Annotated in this window: 9 protein-coding genes; 5 read left to right on the top strand and 4 right to left on the bottom strand. The window is 69.9% G+C overall.

Features of this window, described 5'->3' with window-relative positions:
• The first annotated feature begins 96 nt into the window (after positions 1 to 96).
• Together J8M50_RS00370 and J8M50_RS00365 are read left to right on the top strand one after the other, a co-directional pair.
• Positions 97 to 1,122: a permease gene (locus J8M50_RS00370; RefSeq protein ID WP_010350872.1), complete on the top strand. Its 1,026-nt coding sequence runs from the start codon at positions 97 to 99 to the stop codon at positions 1,120 to 1,122.
• Positions 1,119 to 1,826, top strand: coding sequence for a TIGR03943 family putative permease subunit (locus J8M50_RS00365; RefSeq protein ID WP_029183443.1), 708 nt, complete (start codon positions 1,119 to 1,121; stop codon positions 1,824 to 1,826). Before J8M50_RS00370 ends, J8M50_RS00365 begins: the two co-directional genes overlap by 4 nt.
• Positions 1,827 to 1,869: 43 nt before the next feature.
• Here the strand turns inward: J8M50_RS00365 and J8M50_RS00360 are convergent, their stop codons facing one another.
• Positions 1,870 to 3,429: a hypothetical protein gene (locus J8M50_RS00360; RefSeq protein ID WP_010350875.1), complete on the bottom strand. Its 1,560-nt coding sequence runs from the start codon at positions 3,427 to 3,429 to the stop codon at positions 1,870 to 1,872.
• 328 nt (positions 3,430 to 3,757) lie between these two features.
• Between J8M50_RS00360 and J8M50_RS00355 the strand changes: the two genes are divergently transcribed.
• From J8M50_RS00355 to J8M50_RS00345, 3 genes are all read left to right on the top strand, one after another.
• On the top strand, positions 3,758 to 5,146 hold the full coding sequence (locus tag J8M50_RS00355; protein WP_010350876.1) for a L,D-transpeptidase: 1,389 nt from the start codon (positions 3,758 to 3,760) through the stop codon (positions 5,144 to 5,146).
• 174 nt (positions 5,147 to 5,320) lie between these two features.
• On the top strand, positions 5,321 to 7,369 hold the full coding sequence (locus J8M50_RS00350; protein WP_010350877.1) for a hypothetical protein: 2,049 nt from the start codon (positions 5,321 to 5,323) through the stop codon (positions 7,367 to 7,369).
• Between the two features lie 98 nt (positions 7,370 to 7,467).
• Entirely contained in the window at positions 7,468 to 12,333 is a 4,866-nt protein-coding gene (locus J8M50_RS00345; RefSeq protein ID WP_010350878.1) for a DNA repair ATPase, read from the top strand.
• A 21-nt stretch (positions 12,334 to 12,354) separates the two neighbouring features.
• On the opposite strand, the gene J8M50_RS00340 is transcribed toward J8M50_RS00345, so the two are convergent.
• The 3 genes from J8M50_RS00340 to J8M50_RS00330 form a co-directional block, all read right to left on the bottom strand.
• A complete protein-coding gene (locus J8M50_RS00340; protein ID WP_010350879.1) occupies positions 12,355 to 12,933 on the bottom strand; it encodes a hypothetical protein in 579 nt (192 codons plus the stop codon).
• A 9-nt stretch (positions 12,934 to 12,942) separates the two neighbouring features.
• Positions 12,943 to 17,568: an RHS repeat-associated core domain-containing protein gene (locus J8M50_RS00335; protein ID WP_010350880.1), complete on the bottom strand. Its 4,626-nt coding sequence runs from the start codon at positions 17,566 to 17,568 to the stop codon at positions 12,943 to 12,945.
• 306 nt (positions 17,569 to 17,874) lie between these two features.
• On the bottom strand, positions 17,875 to 20,604 hold the full coding sequence (locus tag J8M50_RS00330; protein ID WP_010350881.1) for an FG-GAP repeat domain-containing protein: 2,730 nt from the start codon (positions 20,602 to 20,604) through the stop codon (positions 17,875 to 17,877).
• Positions 20,605 to 20,817 lie beyond the last annotated feature (213 nt).

Below are 20,817 nucleotides of genomic sequence, written 5' to 3'. Positions count from 1 at the left end.
GCGGACGATTCGGTCGTACTTGAGATGTAGGGGGCGTACGGGTCGTAGAGAGCGGAGGCAGCAGATGCGATCCACGAATGCCGAGGTGCCCCGGCCATGACCACCGTCGTCACCGGGCAGGAGCTGAAGGACGGTAGTCCTGAAGAGGTAGCCCGCAAGAGGGAGGAGCGGCCTCCCCGGCTCAGCTCCCAGCTGGTCCTGGTCCTCGGCATGCTGCTGATGGTGCTGTTCCAGTCGCCCATCCGGCGCGCGCTGGGCTCCCCGGTCATGCAGAGCTGGACGACCGTGTTCGTCGCCGTCGTCGTCCAGGCGCTGCCCTTCCTGGTACTGGGGGTACTGCTCTCGGCGGCGATCGCCGTGTACATCCCCCCGTCGTTCTTCGCGCGCGCCCTGCCCAAGCGGCCCGCGCTCGCGGTGCCGGTCGCCGGGATCGCCGGGGTGGCGCTGCCGGGATGTGAATGCGCATCCGTTCCCGTGGCCGGGGCACTGGTGCGCAGAGGCGTGACTCCGGCCGCCGCGCTCGCCTTTCTGCTGTCCGCGCCGGCGATCAATCCCATTGTGCTGACGGCCACCGCGGTCGCTTTTCCGCGCAATCCGGAAATGGTCGTGGCGCGTTTCGCCGCCAGTCTCGTCGTCGCCTGCCTGATGGGGTGGCTGTGGTTGCGGCTGGGGCGGACGGATCTGCTGAAACCGCCCACGCACGCCGCCTATGAGGGGCGCACCAAGGGCGCCGCTTTCTGGGGTGCCGTACGGCACGACGTCATGCACGCCGGGGGATTTCTCGTGGTCGGCGCGATGGCCGCCGCGACCCTGAAAGCGGTGGCGCCGGAAAGCTGGCTGAAGGCCGCCGCCGACAATCCCGTGATCGCCGTTCTGGCGCTGGCCGTTCTCGCCGTCGTGCTCTCCATCTGCTCGGAGGCGGACGCCTTTGTCGCCGCTTCCCTGACGCAGTTCTCCTTGACCGCCCGGCTGGCCTTCCTGGTCGTCGGGCCGATGATCGACCTGAAATTGTTCGCGATGCAGACGGGGACGTTCGGCCGGAGTTTCGCCCTGCGATTCGCGCCGGCGACCTTCGTCCTCGCCATCGTGGTGTCCGTGCTCACCGGGGCGGTGCTGCTGTGAATCGTCAGGCCCAGTCGGCCGTGCTCTTCCTCCTCGGCGCGGCTCTGCTGCACGCGGGGAGCACGGACCTCTATCTGCGGTACGTCAAGGCCGGGTTGCAGCCGTTGCTGCTGGCGGCGGGCGTGGTGCTGATCGTCGCGGCGGCGGCGACGTGGTGGTACGAACGGAAACAGGCACAGAGCGAGGAAAACCATGCGCACCGCGAACCCCGCATTTCCTGGCTCCTCGTCCTCCCCCTTCTCGCCCTGATTCTCGTCGCCCCGCCCGCCCTCGGTTCCTACAGCGCCACCCGCACCGGAACAGCGCTCCAGGAACCCGTCGTCTACGGGAAGATCCCCGCCACCGGCCCGCTGAAGCTGGCGCTCGTCGATTACGCGGGCCGGGCGATCTACGACAACAAGAACATCAAGGGCCGGGAGATCCAGATCGCCGGATTCCTGGCACTGGGCAAGGACGGCACCCCGTATCTCGTGCGGATGGCGCTGAGCTGCTGCGCCGCCGACGCCCAGCCGGTGAAAGTCGCGCTCACCGGGAACATTCCGCCGGTCCTCCAGCCGGACACCTGGCTTTTGATCACCGGCACCTATTCCCCCAAACGCAGGGCGGACCCGGTGAACGGCGGCCCCATTCCCTTCATCCAGGTGACCCGCGCGGCCCCGGTCGCCGAACCGAGGGACCCTTACGACGAGACGTGGAACGGCTGAACTGTCTGAAATCACCCGGAACTACCTGGAATCGCGCCGGAATTCAGAACGCCATGTCGTCCGGCCCGCCATTCCGCCGCCGCAGGAACAACACCGCCCCCGTCACTGCCGACGCCCCCAACAGGACCGCGCCGATGAGGAAGGTGTTCCGGGGAATGCCGAACCAGCCCAGGCTGGAGGCGCCCTTGGGGGTGGCGCTGCCGGGGTCCTGGGAGGCGGTGGCTCCCAGGTCGTACGGGTCCGGTACCTGAGTACTACGGGCCGGGCCGTGCGAGGCCGGGGGATGCGAGCCGGTCACCGGGGAGCCGGCCTCGTGCGAGCCGGGGGTACTGGAGGTCGGGGAACCGGTGTGGTGGCTCCCGGGATCGTTCGGGTGCCCGGACGGGACCAGCGAGAACGCGGGGAGTTCACCGGGGACCTGGCTCCCGGAGGGATGCGTGGAGGGGATACCTGGGAGGTACCCCCCAGGTACCTCGCCGGGCAGGAACCCAGGGACTACGGCGGGTACGTCGTCGTATCCCGTGCCGGGTACCTCCCCGGGCACGACCCCCTGCGCCGCCCCGGCGGAGAACGCGGCCGAGTTCTCCGACGTCTCCTCCGGCACGGACGTACCGGACGAGGGCGCCTCGTCCTCGCCGGTGGCGGGCTCTGGGTCGGTCTGCGCGCCGAGCGGCATCGGCACCGGCGTCACGACGTCGCCCGCGCTCTGCTCGTACGGCACCCCGAACCGCAGCGAACTGTGCGCCCGCAGCATGGGCGCGCCGATCAGCCGGCCCTTGTGGTCCAGGGTGCTGGTGCGGTCGCTGCCCTCGGCGAACCCCTCGCTGACCTGGCTGCCGGGGTCGAGACGCAGCCGGACGGTGCAGTGCACGGTCCGGCCGGGCGCCACCTGGCGTAGTACTGACGTACCCTCCGCGCAGCTCACCCCCTGGGGGGCCAGGGTGCGGTCGGTGATGCGGACGCCGTGGACGGGCAGGTTGCCAGTATTGGTGAGGGAGTACTTGAGAGTGACGCGCGCCGGGTCGTCGGGCCCGGCGGGCGCGGCGACCGTGGCGCGCTGATTGAGCGCGAGGGTGCCGCCGACCCCGGCGTACCCGGACCGGGCCGTGGCTCTGACCGGCGCGTTCAGGGAGGGGATCCGGCCGGAGGCGGTGGCCTGCGCGATCCGCCGGCCCTTCTGCGCGGAGCCCTGGGCCGTGCAGGTCGTGGAGGTCAGGCCGGGCAGGAGCCGGACCTTGTCCGCACCGCCCGCGCAGACGATGCGGGCGCCCTTCATACCTGGGTCGTAGACGTGTACGTCGTGCAGGTCGGCGCCGCCCTTGTTGGTGAGGCGGTACTCCTTGAGCACGGTGTGGCCGGTCCGGATGCCCGGGTCGACGGCGCCGGTGCCGGGCCGCTTGTTGACGATCACCCGGAGGACCAGCCCCTTCCTGCCGGTCCCGTCCGCAGGGGCCGCGGCCGGTGCCGCGTGGGTGGGCCAGCAGGTGGAGAGAGCCGTGCACGCCAGGACCAGCGGCAGGACCGCCCGCCGGACCAGGACGCTGGCGGCCCGGGGAGCCGGGGCGCCGGTGTGCTCGTCGCACAGGGGAAATCGGATGATCATGAACGTATTGATCATTATGGTTGCGGGCGCGGGAGAGGCGGCACGCGCAGCGGACGTCATATGGGCGCATGGATTCACCCCGTTCTTTTGGCGGGCGCCCGGAGGAGGGGCCGGGGGCCAATCGGTGGTCCCGCAGGGGGAGATGGGGGCACCCCGGAGGAACGGCCGATGGGCCCGCGCGTGGCTCTGAAGGCGTACGACGCCGACGTACGGCCCGTGCGGGCGCCCCGATCGGAGGCCGCCGTTTCGTCTGATCGGATGCTGATCATCCATGGTTCTCGGGACACGCCGCAGACCTACGGGTGGCTCCGAGGTATGAGCCGGTTACATGCGAGCCGACCCACCCGCCCCCACCCCGCTGGAGCACAGGTTGGCGCCGAGCAGCACTCCGAGCACCCCCGGCGGCAGGGCCCTCAAGACGTACGGCACGGCCGCAACCGCCGCCGCCGTACTGGCCGTTGCCCTGACCGTCGCCCTCCACCACCCGCACGCCGACGCCCCGGCCACGGACGGCAAACCCGCACCGCCGCAGCCGGAGGTACGGGTCGGCACGCACTCCCAGGAACCGCACCCGCAGGAACCCCGCTCCCCGGGACGTACGGCTCCCGTCGACCCGGACGCCCCCGTCACCGTCACCCTCCGGGGCCAGGGTCACCTCACGGACGTAACACTCAAGGACGACGCGGGACACCGGGTCGCCGGGCACCTCGACCCCTCGGCACGCGTCTGGCGCAGCACCCACGTACTACGCGCCGCCACCCACTACGTCGCCGAGGTCCGCACCGACCCCCAGCCCCACAACGCCCCCCACCGCACGGAGTTCACCACCTCCCGCGCCCGCAGCGGCCTCCTCACGGTCACCCTGGGACCGTCCGGCGGGGATACCCGTAGTACCCCGGAGGGAGCCCGCACCTACGGCGTCGGCCAGATCGTCACCGCCCACCTCAGCCACCCCGTACCCCCCGAGAGCCGCGCCCTCCTGGAGAGCCACCTCAGCGTCACCGCCACCCCGGCCGCCGCCCCTGGCGCCTGGCACTGGCTGAACCCCACCACCCTCCACTACCGCCCCCGCACCTACTGGCCCGCACGGGCCGACATCCGCGTCACCGCCGACGACCTCGCCGGACTACGCCTCACGGAGCACCTGCGCGTAGCCCCCGTAGTACCCCTGAGGTTCTCCACCGGCCCCCGGGTGGAGGCCGTCATCGACGCCTCCGCCCACCGGATGAGCGTCCTGCGCGACGGTACGACCCTTCGAGTCATCCCCGTGACGACGGGCAAGGAGGGCTACCGCACCCGCGCCGGCATCAAGGTCGTCCTCGACAAACAGGCCGTCCTGCGGATGCGCAGCACGACCATCGGCATCCCCTCCGACACCGACGAGGCGTACGACCTGCCGGTCCGCCACGCGATCCGCCTCACCCGCAGCGGCGAGTACCTCCATGCGGCCCCCTGGGCGGCCTCGTCGTTCGGGCGCCGGGACGTCAGCCACGGCTGCGTCGGGATGAGCGACCGGGACGCGGCGTGGCTGTTCCTCGTCCTCGGCGAGGGCGACATCACCCGGACCGTGCACACACGCGGCCAGGAGATGACGCCGTTCTCCAACGGCGTGGGCGACTGGAACATGCCGTGGCGCGCATGGGTCAACGGCAGTGCCCTGAACGGGAGTAGCGCCGTACGGCCCGCCGAGGAACACCTGCGCCCCTCGGCCTCGTGACACGGCCGTACGACGTCGAACCTCCAACTCCACGATCCACACGGCTTCTTGACGGATTCTTAACAGCAGTCGGAACCAACACCCCCGAAAACACTGCCGAGAACCGGCAATGCGCGAAGCCCCAGGCCACGGGCACGATGACGGCACCAACCCAACGGCCGAAGGACGTACTCCATGGATGTCGTCGTCGTGCTGGCAGCCGTCGGCCTGATCCTGCTGCTGCTCGCGCTCCTCCTGGTCTCCCGGCTCTTCCGCAAGGTCGAGCAGGGCAAGGCGCTGATCGTGTCCAGAACGCGCAGGGTGGACGTGACGTTCACGGGGCAGATCGTGCTGCCGGTCCTGCACAAGGCCGAGACGATGGACATCTCGGTGAAGGCGATCGAGATCACCCGCGCGGGCAAGGAGGGGCTGATCTGCAAGGACAACATCCGCGCCGACATCCGCATCTCGTTCTTCGTCAAGGTCAACAAGACGGTCGAGGACGTCATCAGGGTCGCCCAGGCGGTCGGCACGGTCCGCGCCAGCGACCAGCGAACCCTCCAGGAACTCTTCCACGCGAAGTTCTCCGAGGCGCTCAAGACCGTTGGGAAACAACTGGACTTCACCGATCTCTACACCAAGCGCGAGGAGCTGCGGTACCGGATCATCGAGGTCATCGGCGTCGACCTCAACGGCTACCACCTGGAGGACGCGGCGATCGACTACCTGGAGCAGACGCCGCTCACCCAGCTCGACCCCGCCAACGTCCTTGACGCGCAAGGCATTCGGAAGATCACCGAACTCACCGCCGTCGAGCACGTCCGCACCAACGAGGCCCAGCGCACCGAGGAGAAGGAGATCACGCGCCAGAACGTCGACGCGCGCGAGGCGATCCTCGAACTCGAACGCCGCCAGGCCGACGCGGAGATCAAGCAGCGCCGCGAGATCGAGACCAGCCGGGCCCGCGAGGAGGCCGAGACCGCGCGGGTCGTCGAGGAGGAACGCCTGCGCTCCCAGGGCGCGTTCCTGCGCACCGAGGAACAACTCGGCGTCCAGCGCGAGAACCAGGCCCGCGAGGTCGCCGTCGCCGCGAAGAACCGCGAGCGCGTCATCGCCGTCGAGAACGAACGCATCGAGAAGGACCGGCTGTTGGAGGTCATCGCGCGCGAGCGGGAGACCCAGCTGACGCGGATCGCCGCCGACAAGGAGGTCGAGGCGGAGCGCCGGGACATCGCCGAGGTCGTGCGCGAACGCGTCGCCGTGGACCGGACGGTCGCCGAACAGGAAGAGTCCATCAAGAAGTTGAGGGTCGTCGAGGAGGCCGAGCGCGAGCGCCAGGCCGTCGTCATCGCCGCCGAGGCGGAGGCCCAGGAGAAGCTCGTCAAGGACATCAAGGCCGCGGAAGCCGCCGAGGTGGCGGCAGTTCACCGCGCCGCCGAGGAACTCACCCTCGCCGAGGCCCGGTTGAAGAGCGCCGACCTCGACGCGCGCGCCAAGCTGCGCCTCGCGGAGGGCATCCAGGCCGAGGCCGCCGCCGAAGGACTCGCCGCCGTGCAGGTGCGCGACAAGGAGGCCGAGGTCATCGAGAAGGCCGGCCGCGCCGAGGCCGAAGCGACGGCGGCGAGGCTGCGCGCCGAGGCCGAGGGCACCCGCGCCACCGCCCTCGCCCGCGCCGAGGGCGCCGAGGCACAGGCCCTCGCCGACGCCAGGGCCATCGGCGAGAAACTCAAGGCGGAGGCCGCCGGACTCACCGACAAGGCCGCCGCGATGGCCGCCCTCGACGAGGCGTCCCGCACCCACGAGGAGTACCGCCTGCGGCTGGCGGCGGAGAAGGAGATCCGCCTCGCCGGGCTCGACGTGCAGCGGCAGATCGCCGAGGCGCAGGCCACCGTCCTCGCGACCGGCCTGGAGAACGCGGACATCGACATCGTCGGCGGCGACTCGATCTTCCTCGACCGCCTCGTCGGCTCCATCGCACTCGGCAAGGGCGTCGACGGATTCCTCCAACACTCCGACACCGCCCAGGCGTTGACGAAGCCCTGGCTCGACGGCAGCGCCTCGTTCACCGACGACCTCACCGGAGTGCTGGGCTCGATCACCACCTCCGACGTCCAGAACCTCACCATCTCCGCGCTCCTGACGAAGCTGATGAAGTCCGGCGCCGACCTGTCCCAGCTGCGCCAACTCCTCGACACCGCACCCGAGTCGGGCCACGCCGAACTCAACGGCACCACCAGGCCCTGACCCTCGGCGGGACGCCGTAGCTGCCGCGCGGGGGGCAGCAGTTCCGGCGTCCCGCCCACCCTGACGACCCACCGAAGACAACACCCCTGGGGGAGCAGTTGAGTTCACAGGCGTACGACGGTGTCGACCCCGGCACCTACGAACTCCTCCGCGACCGACTCGCCGCCCAGGCCACCGAACTCGCCCGGCACACCGAGGAGTTGAACGCCCGCCGGGTCGCGGAGTTCGGCGCCACCGGCCTCACCCTCACCGGCACGGAAGCCCTGCGCACCGAACACCCCGTCCTGCCCCGGGACATTGTGGGCATCGGCGGCTTCCTCCTCTTCGGGTATGGCGGGTATGGCGGGTATGACGGGTACGACACCGGCGCCGACGGCGACAGCCGCGCCGGACGCCGGGTCTCCGACGTACTCGCCCTGCACGACCGCGAGTTGAACCGCGTCCCGGCCGACGCCCTGCCCGGGCTCCTCGACTCCCCCGACTTCGTACGGGAGTTCACCGACCTCCACCGCTACTACCGGCAGGCCCGGCTCCTGCGCCTCCACCTCACAGACGACCGGCTGCTGGCCGTCTTCCGGACCGGCGAGAAGACCGACGACATCCGCGTCCTGCGGTGGTCCATCACGCCGGGCGGGCGGCCGGAGTTCCTCGACGCGCGGGGCGACCGGGACCTCGTACGACCTGAGAGGTACGACTTCCGCTGGACGGAGGTAGTACGGGAGGACCACGTCCAGGGGCGCTACGCGCGGCTTCCGGAGGGGCTGCGGGTCTCGACGTCGGAGGGCGTTCTCACTCTTGCGGCCGACGGGGGTGACGCGGACGCGAGGGGAGAGCGGGGCGGCAGAAGCGACCAGGGTGACGCGGGTGACGTCCTCCACACCGAGCCCGTCACCGAAGCCCTCCAGTCCCTCGCTGACGCCGACATCGCGCACGCCCGCGTAGGCCCCCTGGTCCTCGTCCGGGTCCGCCCCTACCGCGAACCCGGCCACCGGTACCTCGTCGTCAACACCCTGACCCGGACCGTCGTCCGGCTCGACGGCATCGGGCAGGCCTGCCGCCGCCTCCCCGACGACCAGGGCATCGTCTTCCCCGGCGGCCACTGCCTGGCCTCCGGCGCGCACAAGACCTTCGAACTCGACGCCGGGGGGCTGGAGTTCGAGCGCGAGGTGCGCTCGCCGTACGGGGAGGACGTCCTCTACGCCTTCGCCGGCGACGGCCGGGCGCTGCTGCTGTCGTACAACACCATCCGCAAGGAGTTCGCCGCGCCGCTGCCCTGCCAGGGGTGGGCGCGGTGGGACGACGGGGAGTTGCTGGTGCTGCGGGCCGGCGAGGAGCCGGGGCACGTGCACACCGTGCGGCGCTGGGCGTCGCCGTACGTCTCCGACCTGCACGCACAGGCCGGGGGAGGGGGCGGGGCGCTGGGCCGGGTGGGGAACGCCGACCTGGTGCGGGGGATCGCCGACTGCCTCTCGATCGCGCGGTCGGTGGGGGAGACCACCGCGACGGTCGAGGGGCACGAGGCCCTGGTCGCCGCCTGCGCAAGGGCAGTTGACGTCCACCACTGGCTCGCCGACGACGAACTCGGCGGCCTCGGCGCCCGGTTGGCGGACGTCCGGGCCACCGCCGAACAGGTCCTCGCCGAGTTCCGCACCGTCCGCGCCCTCACCCGCCAGGCCGCCGACGCCCTCGACGAGGCCGCCGGACAACTCGCCTCCGTTGTACGGCGGTTGCGCGGCGAGGCCCCGCGCACGGCCGCCGCCTGGGTGGACGGCCTGACCGAACTCCGGCACGCACAAGGCCACTTGCTGACGCTGAAGGAGCTGCGGTACGCCGACCTGCCCCGCATCGACGCGTTGTCCGAGGAGGCCGGCGCCGACCTCGACCGGTTCGGGCGGCGGGCCGTCGAGCACCTGGCCCGGCCGGACGCCTTCGACGCCCAACAGACCGACATGGGAAGGCTGTCGGCCGACGCGGGCGCCATCACGACCGTCGCGGAGGCGGGCCCCGTCGCCGACCGCATCGAGGCCCTGGGGGAGGGGCTGCGCACCGTCACCGAGGTGGTGGCGGGCCTCGACATCGGGGACGCGACCGTACGGACGGCCGTGCTGGAGCGCATCGCCGACGTCCTCGGCGGCGTCAACCGCGCCCGCGCCGTCCTCGACGCCCGTCGCCGCAGCCTGCGCGACAGTGAGGGCCGCGCCGAATTCGCCGCCGAATTCGCCCTGTTGGGCCAGACCGTCACCGCCGCGCTCGCGGCGGCGGACACGCCGGACGCCTGCGACACCCACCTCGCGGGAGTCCTCGTCCGGTTGGAGAACCTGGAGTCCCGCTTCGCCGAGTTCGACGATTTCCTGGCCCAACTCGACGACCAGCGAGCCGAGTTGGCCGACACCTTCACCGCTCGCAAACAGAGCCTCCTGGACGCCCGGGCCCGCCGCGCCGAACACCTCGCCACCTCCGCCGCACGCGTCCTGGAAACCATCGCCCGCCGCGCCGCGGCCCTCCCCGACGCGGACGCCGTCAGCACCCACTTCGCCTCCGATCCGATGGTCGCGAAGATCCGCCGCACCGCCGACGAACTCCGTCAACTGGGCGACTCCGTACGGGCGGAGGAGCTGGACGGCCGCCTGCGCGCCGCCCACCAGGAGGCGACCCGCGCCCTGCGTGACCGCACCGACCTGTACGCCGACGACGGCCGCACCCTGCGCCTGGGCGCCCACCGCTTCACCGTCACCACCCAGCCCCTCGACCTCACCCTCGTACCCCAGGGTGACGGCCTGGCCTTCGCCCTCACCGGCACGGACTACCGCGCCCCCGTCACCGACCCCGCCCTCACCGCCGCCCGCCCCTACTGGGACCGCACCCTCCCCTCCGAATCCCCGCAGGTCAGCCGAGCCGAACACCTAGCCGCCCGGCTCCTGCGCGACCCCGGCCCCACCACCCTCACGACGACCGACGACCTCGCCGCCCTCGTACGCCAGGTAGCTCTGGAGTCGTACGACGAGGGGTACGAGCGCGGCGTCCACGACCACGACGCGACCGCGATCCTGCGCGCGGTACTACCCGTGTACGACCATGTGGGTACCCTCCGCCACGAGCCCGCCGCCCGCGCCGCCGCCCACCTGGCCTGGACGTACGGCATCGGCGCCGACGCCCGCGAGACCTGGACCCGGCGAGCCGTCTCCCTCGCCCGCGTCAGCCGGATGTTCGGCACGGCACCCGGACTCCCTGACCTGCTGGACGAGTTGGCCTCCGCCCTCGGCGGATCACGCCCTGCCGCCGAGTACCTCTTCGAGGAACTGACCACCGGCCCCGAGGGGTTCGTCCTGAGTGAGCCCGCACGAACCCTCCTCGACAAGTTCCGTTCCGTCGCGGGGAGTTCCGTCTACGACGACTTCGCGGCCTTGACGGTACTGGCGGAGCGCCGGCAGCTCATGGAGTCATGGCTGTCGGCGTACGCCTCCTCAAGTGGCCTGGAACTGACGGAAGGTGAGCTGGCCGAGGCCGTAGCAGCCGAACTGTGCCCGGAGTTGACGCGGTACTCGGTGGACGCCTCACCCACCGTGACGGTCGAGGGCCTGCTGGCTCCCCATCCACGGGTCACCGACGGCAAGTTGACACTCCGCCTCGACGAATTCCTCGCCAGAACCGCCGAGTTCGAGGAGCACGACGTACCCGCCTTCCGCGCCTACCAGCAGCGGCGCGGCGAACTGGTGGCGGCGGAGCGCTCCCGCCTGCGACTGTCCGAGCACCGGGCCCGTCCCATGACGACCTTCGTCCGCAACCGCCTGATCGACGAGGTGTACCTGCCGCTGATCGGCGACAACTTCGCACGACAACTGGGCACCGCCGGAGAAACAAAACGCACCGACACCGGCGGCCTTCTCCTCCTGATCTCCCCACCGGGATACGGAAAAACGACCCTCATGGAATACGTGGCGGACCGGCTGGGCCTGATGCTGGTAAAAATCAGCGGACCGGCACTGGGCCACGACGTCACTTCGCTGGACCCGGCAGAGGCCCCCAATGCGACGGCCCGACAGGAAATAGAAAAGGTCAACTTCGCGCTGGCCGCAGGAAACAACACGCTCCTGTACCTGGACGACATCCAACACGTCTCCCCCGAGTTCCTCCAGAAATTCATCCCCCTCTGCGACGCGACCCGACGCATAGACGGAGTGGAGAACGGAGAACCCAGAACTTTCGACCTACGGGGCAAACGATTCGCCGTCTGCATGGCAGGCAACCCCTACACGGAGTCCGGTGCAAAATTCCGCGTCCCCGACATGCTGGCGAACCGGGCAGACGTATGGAACCTAGGCGACGTCCTCACCGGAAAAGAAACAGCATTCGCCGAAAGCTTCCTGGAAAACGCCCTCACCTCAAACCCCGTCCTGTCCCCCCTGTCCGGCCGCGCCCGCACAGACCTGGCCCTCTTCACCCGCCTGGCCCAGAACGACCCCACAGCAACCCAGGACCGCCTCCACCACCCCTACACCACCGCTGAAACCAACGAGATCGTCTCCGTGATCCGCCACGTCCTACGGGCCAGGCAAACGGTCCTGGCGGTAAACGCCGCATACATCAATTCCGCCGCCCAATCCCCCACAACCCGAACCGAACCCCCGTTCCGCCTCCAAGGCTCCTACCGAACAATGAACCGCATCACCCAACGCATACGCCCCGCAATGAACGAAAGCGAACTAGACGCCACCATAGAAGACCACTTCCTCGCCGAGGCACACACATTGACCAGCGGCGCAGAGTCGAACCTGCTGAAACTAGGCGAGCTGAGAGGAACCCTTTCGGACGAGCAAGCGAAGCGCTGGGAAGCAATAAAAGCGTCCTATGCCCCGAAAGATGGAACCGACCCGATGGGCCGAGCCGTCGCCGCGCTGGAAAACCTCGCGGAGCGCATCGCGGCGGTCGAGCAGGCTATCGGACGAGCCGCCGATCAGCGGTGAAGGCTCCTCCCGCCGCCTCCGTCACCTGCCGCCCGCTTCCGACGCCCACGTGCCCGCCTTGTGGATCTCCGGCCCTTCGACGTGTGAGGCGCCGGCCGTGTACAGCAGCCACAACAGGTCCAGGGAGCCGAAAAAGGACTCCCCCCAACTGTCCACCCAGACATGGACCCGCGCCGGGCCCACGGGGGTGACGTCCCAGAACTCCCAGCCACGGGATTCCTCGTCCGGATCGAACCGGTAGATCCAGTTCTGAAGGCTCCAGGAATTCTCCTTTCCGCTCTTGGTCAGGAAAGCGGCACGCCCCTCCCGGGTGAATTCCTGCGGAGTCTCACCATCCCGATTCTCACTGTCCCGAGTGGAGATCTCCGTGAACCAGTCCGGAAAATCGTCCACCGGTAGATCGTCGTCGCCGAACTCGGCCGTGCAGGCCAGCTGGAGCACTGCGGAAAGGACATCACGCACTCGCTGTGCGTACTCCTCCGTGGAACCTTCGGCGACATCGACGGTGTAGGCGGCCAGAACCGGCGGAGCCGACTCCACGTCGGGCCGTCGCCGTACCCGATCCCGTTCGGCGGCGACGCTCTCCTTGCTATGGATCATGGTGCGATCCTACCCTTCCTGTACGACACGCCCGGAGTTGCGGACGATCTCGGCACGCAGGCCGTCAAAAAGCTTGTTCGGGATTCCGTAGAGGTCCGCCCCCTTGGTCGGATCGGAGATTTCCGGGTATTCCTTGAGGAGCTCCTTCCATTCTCCCCGCGTGAAGGCGTGACCGTCCGGATGATCGTCCTTGTCCTGCGGCAGAGCCGATTCTCTGATCCAGTCCCGGTATTCTCTTGAGACGTCGAAGGAGATGATCTGCCCGCCGTCACCCCGGTATTCGATGGTGTGCCGGATGTCGTCGCTCATGTTCACATAGAGCTTGCCCTTGCCGGTGAGGGTCACCTCGCCGTTCTCACCGATGTGAATGCGCTGGCTCAGCGGATGGTCGGTCTGCTTGCGGTAGACCGAGATCGTGTCCTCGTCACAGGGCGCGAGTCCCAGCGGGTCCGCCCATGTGTGCGGATTGTGCACGTACGACGCGGGGTTGGGCGTGGGCGCCAGGCCCAGGGGGTCGGCGGTGAGGTAGCGGGCGGTTTCCGGGTCGTAGTGGCGGAAGCAGTTGTGGTGCAGGCCGGTCTCGGGGTCGCTGTACTGACCGGGGAAGCGCAGCGGGGTGTAGGTGGTGGCGCCGGTGTTCCAGGTGGTCGAGCCCCAGAGGGTGGTGCGGGTGCGCCAGGCGATGTCGCCCTGTTCGTCGACGAGTTCGCGGGGCGAGCCGACGAGGTCGGTGACGATCGCGAAGAAGCGGGAGTCGATCTCCTGCTGCGGAGCCTCGGCCGCGCTGATGCGCTCGGTCTGGGCGATGGGTTTCAGTCCCTGGTGGTCCCAGGTGAGGGTGACCGGGTTCGGCAGGTCGGCGGAGCGTGTCGTCTGTTCGCACAGCGTCATGCCGTCCCAGGTGAAGTCGACGCGTTCGACGACCGTTTCGCCGTCGGCGCCGAGGCGGAGCTTCGCGGTGCGGCGCCCCAGCGGGTCGTAGGTGTAGCGCCAGCGGGTGCTGTCCGGGGTGATGACCTGGACGAGCCGGTCCTCGGTGTCCCACTCGTAGTGCCAGGTCTCCGGCTTGCGCGACAGCCGAGTCTTGCGGCGCAAGGTGACCCGGCCCAGCGCGTCATGTTCGTAGCGGACGTTTCCGGCACGGGTGATGCGGGTGCCGGTGTAGGCACGGTCGCCGGTGGCCTCCTGGCCGGGGTGCGGGGCGGGCCAGGCGGCGTACGCCTGGTTGCCGGCCGCGTCGTAGGCGTAGGTCTCGGTCCAGCCCTCGGCGTGGACGGTGGTGACGCGGCCGACCGCGTCGAGGTCGAAGTGGCGCGGGCCGTTCAACTGGTCGTCGAGGACGGTGAGATGACCGTCGCCCCGATAGGTGTAGGCGCGGCGCTGGAGGGTGGCGTCGTCCCGGCCGACGGCGGACTGGGCGGCGAGCCGGCCCCGCGTGTCGTAGGTGCTGTGCAGCGTGAGGAAGTCGCCGACGTGGCGGGTGAGTTCGCGGCCCGCCGCGTCGTACGCGATGTCGACGGAGCGACCGGAGGCGACCAGGCGGGTGCGGCGGCCCGCCGCGTCGTACGGCCACGTGGTCGTCGCGCCGACGGGGGTCGTACGCCCGTTGCGGCGCCCCAACTCGTCGTAGCTGTAGGCGATTTCCCGGTCGTCCACGGTCTCGGAGCGGACCAGGCCGTACTGGTCCCGGGCGATGGCCAGACGGGTGCCGTCGGGGCTGACGGCCTCGGTGAGCCGGCCGTTGCCGTCGTAGGTATAGGTGGTGACCTGGCCTGCGGCGTCTTTACGGAGGAGCCGGCCCAGTGCGTCGCGCTCGAAGGTGGTGGTCTCGCCCAGGTCGTTCGTGCGGGCGGCGAGGCGACCTGCGGCGTCGTACCGATAGGTGAGCACGCGATCGTCGAAGTCGGTCTCGGCTACCGGACGGCCCGCCGCGTCGCGGGTGTAACTCCAGGTGAGTCCTTGGGAGTTGGTGACCTGGGCGAGACGCAGCTCGGTGTCGTGGCCGAACTCGTGACGCACGCCGTCGGGGGTCGTGCGGGCGGTGAGCAGGTCGAAGTGGGTGTACTCGAAACGGGTTTCGCCGCCCAGCGGATCGACGTGGGTGGTGCAGTTCCCTTCGCCGTCGTAGGTCCAGGACTCGCTGGTGCCGTCCGGCCGGACACGCCGGGCCAACTGGTTCTCGGGCGTCCACTCAAGGCGAGTCGTCGCACCGGTGGGGTCCGTCCGTGTGACGGGGCGGCCGAGAGCGTCGTGGGTCTGGCGGGTGACCGCGCCGAGCGGGTCCGTGATCTCCTGCGGCAGGCCCGCCGCGTCGCAGCGGATGGTGGTGACGTTGCCGAGCGGATCGATGACCTCGGTGGGACGGCCCGCCTCGTCGTGGGTGAACCGGGTGGTGCGGCCGGCGGGAGTGGTGAGGGAGGCGAGGTTGCCGCGGTCGTCGTAGGTGTGCCGGGTGACGTTGCCGTCGGGGGTGCGGACGCTGAGAGGCTGCGGGAACGCGCCGTACTCGGCGGTGGTCTCGCTGCCGTCGGGGCGTACGACCGCGACGAGGTGCCCCGCGTCGTCGTAGCGGTGGACCACGGTGTGGCCCAGCGGGTCGGTGCGGCTGAGGAGATGGTCGCGGTCGTCCCAGGTCCGGGTGGTGGTGTTGCCGAGCGGGTCCGTGATCGCGACGATCTGGCCGCGCGGGTTGGCGCGGTGGACGGTGGCATGGCCGAGCGAGTCGGTGTAGGTGACGGTGCTGGTGCCGTCCGTGTCCGGACCGCCGTACGTGACCCGGGAGTCGAGGAATCCGTCGCTGCCCCGGGTCGCGGTGACCCGGCCCCGGTCGTCGTAGGTGTACGTGAAGACGGTGTCGTTGCTGTCGCGCCAGCCGGTGATGCGGTGGGCGCCGTCGTAGGTGAAGCGGGTGGCCGCGTCGACGGCGTTGACCACCTCGGCCAGGTCACCGCTCTCGTCGTAGCGGTAGCCGCGCAGGCGCAGCGGGCCGTCCTCGGTGAGGGCGTGCACGGCGGTCACCCGACCGGTGCCCTCGGCACAGGTCGGCGTCAGACGGTAACCGCCGGAGTGGGCGACCGCCAGCAGGGTGTCGTCCGCGTCGCGCTCGAAGGCGATGTGGTTGTGGTTGCGGTCCTCGATCCTGGTCAGCCACCAGATGCCGACGGCGGCCTCGGCGGGCTCGAAGTACCGGGTCAGGCCGGAGTGCTGGTCCTGCACCACGAGTACGTACCTGCTGCCCTGGGACCGGTACGTCAACGGCAGGCGCTCGCCCGCCACCGGGTCGACGCGGTCGCTGACGATGTCCGGGGTGCGCGGGTAGTACAGGCTGGAGCCGTCCTCCCGGCGCCACCACACGCCGTCGGCGCCGGGCTCGCGCTCCAGGCGCTCGTCGAGGGTCGAGGCCCAGGACGGGCCGAAGCAGATGCCGTGCGAGTAGCCCGTCAGGTGAGTACGGCGCAGGGTCAGCGACAGGGTGCCGGGCAGGTCGACGTCGGTCTGCGCCATGACCAGCTGGCCGGTGGCCATGTCGATCGGGTCGCCGCAGGTCTCCTTGTTCGCCAGGGCTCGGGCGTCCTTGGCACGCTGCGGCAGATCAGGATCGTGCTTGGCGCTCGCGTCGATCTTGAGCCGGGAGCCTGAGCCGGGCAGTCCGTCACCGCCGCCGTGCTTTCCGACGTGGATGCTGTGGGCCTTGTCCCCGACGCCCTGGTCGTTGCCCTTGTGCAGTCGGGAGGTGGCCTTCACCCGGTCCGGGACGGTCTCGGTGACATGCTTGACGATCTTGCCGAGCGCGTTGTCCGTGCCCTTGAGCGCACCGTGCAGCACGCTGTCGAAGGCTTGGGTGAACGGGTCGCGGCCTTTGCTCCGCCCGAACGCGTTCCTGGCCCTGCCCAACGGCGAACTCGCCGCCGTATGCAGGTCGTTGCCGCGCCTCGATACCCGCCCCGCACCGTCCTCGAACTCGACGTGATCGATCCTGGTGACCGGCGCAGGGCCGCCGCTGCCCTCGCCGCCGGCCGAGGCGAGCTGCATCCCGCTCTTGCTGCCGCCGGCCGGCATGGAGAACGCGCCCTCGGCCAGGTCGAGCACCATGTCCTCGACCATCGCCTCCAGCTTGGCGTTGACCGGCTCGGTGAGCTTGGCGATGACCTCGTCGACGATCCGGTCCACCGCCTCGTCGATGATCCGCTTGACCACCTGCCGCATCGCCGTGACCTCGGCCGCGCCGATCAGGGCGGACAGGCCGCCGGTCACGACGGCGAGCCCGGCCGAGATGCCCACCGAGGCCGCCATCACCCCGAGTTCGATCTCGGCCTTGGTCTTCATCCCGTAGACGATGTCCGCGAGGATGTCGCAGGCGTCCGCGAACAGCCGTGCGAGTCCCGGGAGTTTCTCCAGGTGGCCGGCCTTCACCTGGTACCAGTGCTTCTCGAACGCGTCCACGGCCCAGCCCTCGGAGGAGGACAGGATCCGGGTGACCGCCTTGTGCGCGTCGCCGCCGTGGCCCTCGAAATGGTCCGCGAACTCCCGTATGGCCTCTGCCATTTCGCGGTAGTCGTCCTCGTCCACGTTGGGGAAGTTGATCCCGATGAAGTCCAGGACGTCGTCCAGCCAGCCCGGAATCGTGTAACCCATCCGCGTTGTCCCTCGTGCGCCGGGGTGACGTGACACTCATGACATAACGAACCAGGGCCACCTAGGATTCCTAGGTGGCCCTGGCCTTTTACTCAGCTGTCGGGGTGGCGGGATTTGAACCCACGACCTCTTCGTCCCGAATGAGGCTCGGGCGGGCTCGGTACCAGGCGGTTCGGTGTTTTGCCTGGTCAGGGTGTTGGGGTCAGGTGGTCTCGGGTGGTGCGGAAGGGGCTCTGGGAGCAACTTGGCTCCCCGATGGCTCCCAGGGAACTCTGGTGGGGAAGCAGCCCGTCACACATCACGACGTTAGAAAATCCCTCTGTAGCCCTGCCAGCCGGTGCCGATCTTCACACGTGAGGCGAAGGCCCCGTTGCCGTAACCGGCCTGCCGGAAGAGATTCCCGGCGGTGTCCCGCGCGATCAGGTCGGCTTTGCCGTCGCCGGTGACGTCCCCGACCCCGACAACGCCGTTGTACGAAGAACCCCAGCCGGCGGCGATCTTCACGCGCGCAGCGAAGGTGCCGTTGCCCTTCCCGAAGTACCGGTACAGGTTGTTCGACTTGTCCTGCGCGAGGAGATCACCGATCCCGTCACCGTTCAGATCCCCGGCCCCGACGACCTTCTTGTACGTCTTCCAGCCGTCGTACAGCTTCACGCGCACGGCGAGCTTGCCGCCGCGCGCGCCCTTGTACAGGTACACCGCACCGGTGGAAGCGCTGCGGGCGATCACGTCGGGGAGGCCGTCCTTGGTGATGTCACCGGGGGAGGTGAGGACGTCGTACTGATTCCAGCCGGTGCCCAGGGCCGTGTACGGCGTCGTCGGCTTCAGCGCCGTCCCGCAGCCCGGCTGGTACAGGCGCAGTGTGCCGTTGCTCAAGCGGACCAGGACGTCGTTGCAACGATCCCCGCTCAGGTCCCCGACGGGCACCGGAAGGATGCCGGGCGCCCAGCCACTGCCGCCGACTGCCCCGGAGAACGTGCCCTGGCCCGTGCCTTGCTGGAACGCCAGCGTGCCGGAGGAATTGAGGGTGAGCAGGTCGCCGATGCCGTCCCGCCCCGCGTGGTCCCGCAAGACCGGCGCCGCGAGTGAACCCGCGGTGAGGATATGGATGCGCTCACCGGCGTCCACGAACGCCACCTGGTTCCCGTACGGATCAAGGGTCCAGCGGATCCGGTGGTCCGAGGTCGTGCCCTCCGGCCAGAGGTTGGACGGGGCGGGCAGATCGGCCAGGTCGCCAGTGACGGCCTGCCCGGAGCGGACGTCGGTGCGCACCAGCTTGCCGCGCGTGTTGTCGTGGCGGACCAGGAACCCGTTCGCCAGCAGAACGTCACCCGTCGGCACGGCCGTCGATCGCCCTCGGGAGCGGTCGAACACTCCGGCCTTCTTCTGTGCGGCGCAAGCCCAGTACACAAAGCGGCCGTTGACCTGCAACTCGCTGGGTACGCACGCCGAGCCGACGTTGACATCGACGGCGGCGGTCGACCCGAGGCGGCTCATCGACAGGCGCCCAGCGGTGGACGTCGTGGTCCACAGCTGCCCGTCCCACAGGGCGGCGGCGTTCGCCGTGCGCGTCGACACGACCTTGGACTGCGTCCAGTCGACGACGAACTGCTTCCCGTTCGCGCCGCCGGACAGCAGCGCGTACCGCCCCTCCGCCGCTTCGACCTCCCCGAAGAAACCGGGCACCGTCAGCGTCTGGACCTCACCCGTGGGCGTACGGCGGTGGACCCACTGGGTGGAGTCCCAGTCGTTGTAGACGACGGACCCGTCACCGGCCCCGACCAGCCGGACGCAGCCTCTGTGAACCTGACAAGTCTTCACCCATCCGCCGGCCTGCCCGACCGGCCCCACCTGGGGGACCACATCGGCGGACACCGTACGCGTGTTGAACATGACGTCGTAGGCCGGGGACGAGGTCTGGTCGGTCCAGGCCAGGGTGCCGCCAGCCAAGGACAGCCCGTCGACGGGCGCGGGCACCGGCGGCAGGTCCATCAGATTCTGGACGGCGACCTGTCCGTCCGGCGTTTCGGAGAGCCGGTGCACGCCCCAGTGCGCCTTGTCGGAACCGCCCGCCACGATGGCCGACCCGTCCGCCGCAGGCTCGACCCAGCCGTCCATCTGCGGGAGCAGCGTGCGCCACTCGCCCGCGTCGGTCAGGGGTCTGGTGAGCACGGCGCGGGGCTTGTCGTCGTACGTGGCCACCACGACGTTGTCACCGATGACCGTGAACTCGGTCTTCCCCTCGGTGCCCTGGCCCGGAACCACGGTCACCGGTCCGTCGAGCGCGTCGCGGCGCAGCAGTCGCGCACCGCTCCCTGGGTACCACCAGCCGACGTAGTTCTCGCTCAGGAAGGGAATTCGGCCGGGGCCCGCCTTGTAGGGGCTGAGTACCTTGGCCCAGGAGCCGTCGCGGACGTCGACGAGGACGAGCTGGTCGAGAAAGACCTTGGGGTCCTCCGTGGACACGCGGTAACGCATGAGCAGCGAGCGGTCGTCCCGCTCGCTCACCGCGAGGAGCTTCGCGTCGGCGGGCCAACCGGTCAGCGTCGTGTCGCTGGTGCCGCCCTCGGCCGTCGCTTTGAGCAGGTGTACTTCGCCCACCTTGGCGGCGCTGCCGAGGTAGGCGACGACGACGCCCTCGCCCGCGGTACTGGCGTATGTCAGGCCGGCAGGGACAGTGACCGTGCCCTTGTCCGCGCCGGAGTTGATCGCACGGAACTGGACGACGCGTCGCCCCTCGGCGTCGGTAGCCAGGGTGAACATGGTGTCCGACTGAGCCAGTCCGCTGGGTTGCTGCGTGTCAGCGAACTCGGTGACTTCCCTGGTTCGGCCCGTCGCGTAGTCGGTCCAGCGCAAGCCGGCAGTGCCTTCCGGGCTCGACAGCACACCGGTCTCGCCGAAGCCCCTGAACACCGGGTTGCGCGTGGCGTACCGGTCCGCGGCGGGCAGGACGATCCCGTCCTCACCGACAGTCGGCGCCGCCCCCGCGGGCACGGCGGCCAGTGCGCCCGCGGCCAGTGCGACGGCCGCGGCCATGGCCGTGCCCCCTCGGCCGAACGTACGACGGCGTACGGTCTTGTAACCCTGCACGGAACCCCCCGGCCCCTCGACCCCGATGGCTGTGTCCCCAACAGCCCCACATGACCTGTGCATGTCTTGTGAGCGGGGAGCGTATCAGCGTTGGTGATCCGAGGGCTTCGTGTACTGAAGGGCCTCGCCGTGGTTGGCGCCTCGGGCAGTCGGCGACCT

This window comes from Streptomyces acidiscabies (assembly GCF_020010905.1).
In the GTDB taxonomy this organism is placed as follows: Bacteria; Actinomycetota; Actinomycetes; order Streptomycetales; family Streptomycetaceae; genus Streptomyces; species Streptomyces acidiscabies.
This window is presented reverse-complemented; position numbering and strand designations above follow the sequence as displayed.

What these genes read in the sequence shown, in the direction of transcription:
- J8M50_RS00370 (WP_010350872.1), top strand. Translation starts at nt 97, where the DNA reads ATGACCACCGTCGTCACCGGGCAGGAGCTGAAGGACGGTAGTCCTGAA.
- J8M50_RS00360 (WP_010350875.1), bottom strand. Translation starts at nt 3,429, where the DNA reads ATGATCATCCGATTTCCCCTGTGCGACGAGCACACCGGCGCCCCGGCT.
- J8M50_RS00355 (WP_010350876.1), top strand. Translation starts at nt 3,758, where the DNA reads ATGCGAGCCGACCCACCCGCCCCCACCCCGCTGGAGCACAGGTTGGCG.
- J8M50_RS00350 (WP_010350877.1), top strand. Translation starts at nt 5,321, where the DNA reads ATGGATGTCGTCGTCGTGCTGGCAGCCGTCGGCCTGATCCTGCTGCTG.
- J8M50_RS00340 (WP_010350879.1), bottom strand. Translation starts at nt 12,933, where the DNA reads ATGATCCATAGCAAGGAGAGCGTCGCCGCCGAACGGGATCGGGTACGG.
- J8M50_RS00335 (WP_010350880.1), bottom strand. Translation starts at nt 17,568, where the DNA reads ATGGGTTACACGATTCCGGGCTGGCTGGACGACGTCCTGGACTTCATC.
- J8M50_RS00330 (WP_010350881.1), bottom strand. Translation starts at nt 20,604, where the DNA reads ATGGCCGCGGCCGTCGCACTGGCCGCGGGCGCACTGGCCGCCGTGCCC.